The organism is Flavobacterium soyangense (genome assembly GCF_015277675.1).
Lineage (GTDB): Bacteria > Bacteroidota > Bacteroidia > Flavobacteriales > Flavobacteriaceae > Flavobacterium > Flavobacterium soyangense.
This window is the reverse complement of sequence record NZ_JADHEC010000065.1, coordinates 1-4,282: the sequence shown is the minus strand read 5'-3', so window position 1 is coordinate 4,282 and position 4,282 is coordinate 1. Positions and strand designations below refer to the sequence as shown.

The 4,282-nt window shown below is 31.2% G+C and carries 2 protein-coding genes; both read right to left on the bottom strand.

Annotated features, from left to right (window positions below; translation table 11 throughout):
* Positions 1 to 313 precede the first annotated feature (313 nt).
* The gene (locus tag IR213_RS15780; protein WP_194313252.1) at positions 314 to 3,310 is read right to left on the bottom strand and encodes a sensor histidine kinase; all 2,997 of its coding nucleotides are present in this window, start codon (positions 3,308 to 3,310) and stop codon (positions 314 to 316) included.
* Positions 3,294 to 4,049 carry a LytR/AlgR family response regulator transcription factor gene (locus tag IR213_RS15775; RefSeq protein WP_194313251.1) on the bottom strand — a complete coding sequence of 252 codons (756 nt, stop codon included), beginning with the start codon at positions 4,047 to 4,049 and terminating at the stop codon, positions 3,294 to 3,296. The genes IR213_RS15780 and IR213_RS15775 overlap by 17 nt, the downstream gene beginning before the upstream one ends.
* Between the last annotated feature and the right edge of the window lie 233 nt (positions 4,050 to 4,282).

The window sequence follows — 4,282 nt, the reverse complement described above, 5'->3', positions numbered from 1 at the left end:
TTATTATATCTTTGTCTAGTACACTGTACATAAGGGTTGATTTTGAAATGATTATGTTTTGCAACACAAATTTCGTCAACCCTTTTTAATTTACAAATAAGTCTAAATCACTTCATTGATGTTTATTCATTTTTTTAATAATTTGGTTAATTAAATATTCGCAATTTTTTCAAAAATAAATTTTATTTTCCTACAAAATATTACACCTTCCCAAAGTGTCTTTTTGAGCGATGAAAGCACCTTTCTAGCTGATAAACAAAAAAAGCCCTTAGCTAAAAACAGCTAAGGGCTTCCTAAAACAGAACTAAAAAACTTATACTTTCAATCGAATAGTAACCGCGGTTCCTGAATTTTTATCGTGTAGAATTGTTACAGAATTCTCGTTTGTACTTTCCAATAATGCCAATCGTTCCTTTGCCAAATGAATCCCTTTTGATGGACGACTTTTGTGTCTATTAGATTCAGAAAATCCATTTCCATTATCTATAATTTCACATTCCAAAAGATGCTCGGCTACCATCCCAAAAGTGATAATCAATTTTGGAGAAATATGCGAATAATCAAAAGCGTGAATAAATACATTCTCTACGAAAGGCTGCAACAACATTGTGGGAATTTCACAAGAATCAACATCTACTTCTGGTGCTATTTGAAATTTACAATCAATTCGATTGTCAAAACGCATATTTTCAATAGTAATATACGACTGCAAATACTCAATTTCTTCCGTAATAGTAATGCTTTGTTTAGAGGAATTCTCCAAAGTTTTTCGCATTAACTTCGCAAATTCCCCAATATAAACTAACGAATTATCCACGTCATTACTAATGATATAGTTCTGAATGGCATTCATCGCATTAAACATAAAGTGAGGATTCATTTGGCTTAACAAGGCTTCAAGTTTTGTCTCGGCGATACGCCGTTGAATAATGGCTTTTTCTTTTGCTTTCTTTTCATTCCTCAAAACCAAGTAAAAAGCAATTCCAAAAACAGATAGAATACTAAAAGTAATAAACCACCAGCTGAGCCAAAACGGTGGAAAAATATGAATTTTCAACAACTGGAAAACAGTAGATTTTCCTGCATTCGAATCGAAAACTTCCACTTCAACATTATGGCTTCCAAAAGGTAAATACGGCAAAAACAAATTAGTTTTCTCGCTGTAAGGACTCCAGCGATTGCTGTTTTTCAAGCGATATCGAAATTTCAATTTATTAGGGAAAGGATGTCCTTTGGGAACAAAATCTATAGAAAATGAATTGTGCTGGTAATCGCAATCCAATTCCTTTGAATTGTATCGAAACCATTTGTAATTATTGGAACTAATTGGAATGTTATTTATGGCAATCTTGGCGATTCCAATCTCTGAAACTGTCTTTTGTTCCGCAACAAGTCGCTGTAAATCTATGGTATAAAAGCCCTTTTTAATTCCTAACCACAACTTGTTTTCAAAAATTTGGGAAGTTGTCACGGCACAATCTTTCAATCCTTGTTCCTTGTCAATCAATCGAACAATGCCGTCTTTGTAAATGTTAATTCCTTTTTCTGTTCCAATAAGAATGTAATCTTTATAAGCTTCCAAAAACAAAATCGTATTCCCAACTATTTCTTTTTTGGAAATCGTCTTCATAATTTTGAATGATTTGGCATCATCAATGATGAATACATTTCCAAATTCGGCAGCTAAAATCAGTTGCCCTTTATCATTCACAGTAATGTGTTTGAACTTTTTCTCATTCCAGATTCCGTCTGCTAAATACGATTGAAATTGGTTGTTTTTATACGCGTACAAACCATTAAAAACGGACAAGAGATAGGTTTTATCTTTATTGGTAAGTATTTTTACAATAAACTGAGGGGTATTTTTTTCGAACTTTGAAAAATGTTTGCTTTCAAGACTATGTACATCGTTATATAACCGGGCACCGGCGTAAGTAATTGTTTCAATGAATTTATCATTATAGGTAAATCCTATTTTTAAACTATGTTTAGGTATATAATGGATAATTTTCGCTTCACTATTAATTTCAAATATCCCAATATTACTGCCTATCCAAAAAGAATTTTTATGCTTGACCATTTCATAAAACTCGATTCCATTGGCTGGAATATCAAAATTTAATTCAAAATCTTTGGATTCAAGTCCTTGTTTTTTAATAACATTTTTATTTTTTCTCAAAAAATTCATTTCAAAATTTTTAAAATTCAGAAGTGAAATCGTCTTGGAATTTTTTTGATTGGAATTTAAAAGAGTAACTCCTTTGTTGTGCAAGATAATTTTTTGATTTCCAAAGTTTTCCAAATCAACAATTGACTTGTTTTCAAATAAATTATAATCGATTATTTTATCCAAACGGACTTCATAGATTCCTTTATCATTTGAACCCACGTATAAAATATCTTTGGTTTTATCATAAACTACATTTAGTAAAATTTTGGAATCAATCCCAAAATGATTCGAAACATCAATCATTTTATCATTCTCAACCGTATAAAGTCCACCATCCGAGGTATAAACTCCCCAAGCTGAAGCAAAAATGGTGCTGTTTTTGTCTTTTGCGTATTGCCAAACCATAGATTTACCAAATTTAACCGAGGAAATATCAGCTTTTAAAAGATTATTGATATTAAATTTATCAATAAACCCTTCGTTACTGCTATAAAGTGTTGATCCGTAAAGAGCTAATCCATACGTCTTTTTATGCAAAAAAATTGGAATAATTTTAGGAAAAGAACCAGACTCATCAATTTTAAACAAACCATCAAAAATAGTGGCAAAATAAACTTTGCCATTAGATTCGAAAAAGGAAATACAAATAAAATCTTCTTTATGTGGAGGAACTTTGGGAGAAACAAGTTTATTGGTTTTTATGTCAATTATGGAAACACCCTGAATAGACCCAACGTACATTTTGTTCTTAAAATAAAAAAGCTTTCTAACTTTATTTTCAAGTAATCCGTTTTTGGCAGTAAAAACCGTGAATTTTATACCGTCAAATTTACTGACTCCACCGCCATAACTAGCAAACCACATCGCTCCATTACCATCTTGGCAAATATCCCAACAACTGTTGTGTCCCAAACCATCAGCTTCATCAATGTTGGAAAAATTGCCGTTTTCCATTCGTGAAACGCCGTTTTCGGTACCAATCCATAAAACATTTTTAGAATCTAAAAACAATGCCCTAACTGCATTATTGGGTAAACCATCGATAGTAGAATAATTTCGGGAGGGAAAGTATTGTCCAAAAAGTAAAATGGGGAAAAACAGAAAAAAGAAAAATATGAGACAACTATTTTTTAAGCGCATCCATTAATTTCTTTTTAGTAAATGATGAATTAGAAACACTCGCAACAACACCGTTAGCCATTACCAAACTATTGGTGTCCGAATTAAAACGCTTCACGTAATTTTTATTGACGATAAATGATTTTCCGGTTTTGAAAAAAATGGAACTGGGGAGACTTTTTTCCAATTCCTTGAGAGTTGTAGAAATAATGAAGTTATCCTCATTGCTAAAAACCATAATTTTCTTGTCAATGGTTGTAAAATAAAGAATGGAATCTAATTGTAATACTTCAAAACCCTCTTTGGTAGAAAAAATCATCCTTTGAGGAATGCCTTCCTCCGCATCAAGCATATTCTCTTTCAATAACTTATAACGGTCACTCCCAATATTGTGATTTAGCTTAGATTCATATCGAGATAAAACAGATTCCAAATCGATTTTACCAATTGGTTTCATCAAATAATCAAGTGCGGAACATTTTATTGCATCAAGAGCATAATTTGAATAAGCAGTCGTGAAAACAATTTCGAAAGGGATTGTATCAAAATATTTCAATAATTCAAAACCATTTTCCAAAGGCATTTGTATATCAAGAAAAACTATGTCTGGATTGTACGTTTTAATAGAAGTAACAGCACTTTCAACTGAATTACAAGTGTCCATAACCTCTAATTTGTCACTATAATAAAGCTTGCATAACTTACTTAAAAAACTACGTGCGTGGGATTCATCGTCAACAATGACTACTTTTAATTTCATTTGTGCATTTCAAAATTTAAAAGCTAAAATACAATAAATATATAAGAAGTAATTTAGAACTTATATTCAAAAGATTTTAGGATTGATCCGTTTAGGATTGATCCCTTTTTAGACCAACTAATATTTATGCTTAAATTTTGTTGCTCCACAGGTTTTGGGATTGATCCCTTTTAATTTCATTTGTGCATTTCAAAATTTAAAAGCTAAAATACAATATATAAGAAGTAATTTAG